The organism is Streptomyces sp. NPDC059696, assembly GCF_042733745.1.
GTDB lineage: Bacteria > Actinomycetota > Actinomycetes > Streptomycetales > Streptomycetaceae > Streptomyces.
Map to the genome: position 1 here is coordinate 1 of NZ_JBHWFG010000110.1, position 1404 is coordinate 1404.

1 pseudogene is annotated in these 1404 nt (G+C 71.4%); it reads left to right on the forward strand.

From position 1 onward, the window contains the following. Positions 1-46 precede the first annotated feature (46 nt). Positions 47-1186 (forward strand): annotated as a pseudogene (locus ACFV20_RS36945) (MMPL family transporter); the annotation flags it as partial. Positions 1187-1404 lie beyond the last annotated feature (218 nt).

The following is a 1404-nucleotide window of genomic DNA, read 5'->3' on the forward strand; positions in this document are numbered from 1 at the left end:
GATCTTCGCAATACTCGTGGTCTGCGCCATAATATAAATATAAAAGATCCTGCCCGCGCTGCTGGTCATCCTGGGCCGCTGGGTGTTCTGGCCCTTCGTGCCCCGCTGGACGGCTGAGGCCGCCGCCGCTCCCGAGGCCCCCGCGTCCCACAGCCGCTGGGAGCGCATCGGTTCCGTCACGGCCGCCCGGCCACGCCGCGCCTGGGTGCTGTCGCTGGCCGCGACGGGGCTTCTCGCCCTCAGCTCCCTCGGCCTCGACATGGGACTCACCCAGAGCGAACTGCTCCAGACGAAGCCCGAGTCCGTCGTCGCCCAGGAGCGGATCTCCGCGCACTACCCGTCCGGCTCCTCCGACCCCGCCACCGTCGTCACGCCCACCGCGGACGCGGCCGAGGTGCGGCGGGCCGCCGAGGGGACCGAGGGCGTGGTGTCCGTCGAGGACGGCCCCACCACTCCCGACGGAGAGCTCACCCTGCTGTCCGTGGTGCTCAAGGACGTGCCCGACAGCGCCGGGGCCAAGGACACCGTCGACGCCCTGCGCGACAACACCGACGCCCTCGTGGGCGGAACGACCGCCCAGAGCCTGGACACCCAGCGCGCCTCGGTCCGCGACCTGTGGGTCACCGTCCCCGCGGTCCTGCTCGTGGTCCTGCTCGTCCTGATCTGGCTCCTGCGGTCGGTCGCCGGGCCGCTGATCATGCTCGGCACCGTGGTCGTGTCGTTCTTCGCGGCCCTGGGCGCGTCCAACCTGCTCTTCGAGCACGTGATGGGGCACGCCGGCGTCGACTGGTCGGTGCCGCTCCTCGGGTTCGTGTACCTGGTCGCCCTCGGAATCGACTACAACATCTTCCTCATGCACCGCGTGAAGGAGGAAGTCGCCCTGCACGGCCACGCCAAGGGCGTGCTCACCGGCCTGACCACCACCGGCGGCGTCATCACCAGCGCCGGTGTGGTCCTGGCCGCGACGTTCGCCGTCATCGCCTCGCTGCCGCTGGTCCCGATGGCGCAGATGGGCGTCGTGGTCGGCCTGGGCATCCTGCTGGACACCTTCCTCGTCCGGACGATCCTCCTGCCGGCCCTGGCGCTCGACCTGGGGCCCCGGTTCTGGTGGCCGGGCGCGCTGTCGAAGGCGGCCGGGGGCCCGACTCCCGTCCGTGAGGACCGCACGTCCCAGCCCGTGGGCTGAGACCGGCCCGGGAAGACCCGTACGGCGGGCGGCCGGTTCCCCCGGGCCGCCCGCCGTACGACTGCGCAATCCAGAAGATGGGACGCCCGCGACTTGGCGTCACGATGGTGGCCCACCGGCCGAAGGCCGATTCCCCGGAAGGACACGCCGTGTTGGGCGATGAGGACGGCAAGGCCGCCGAACTGTGGTCGATGGCGAACCTGGGTACCCCGATGGCC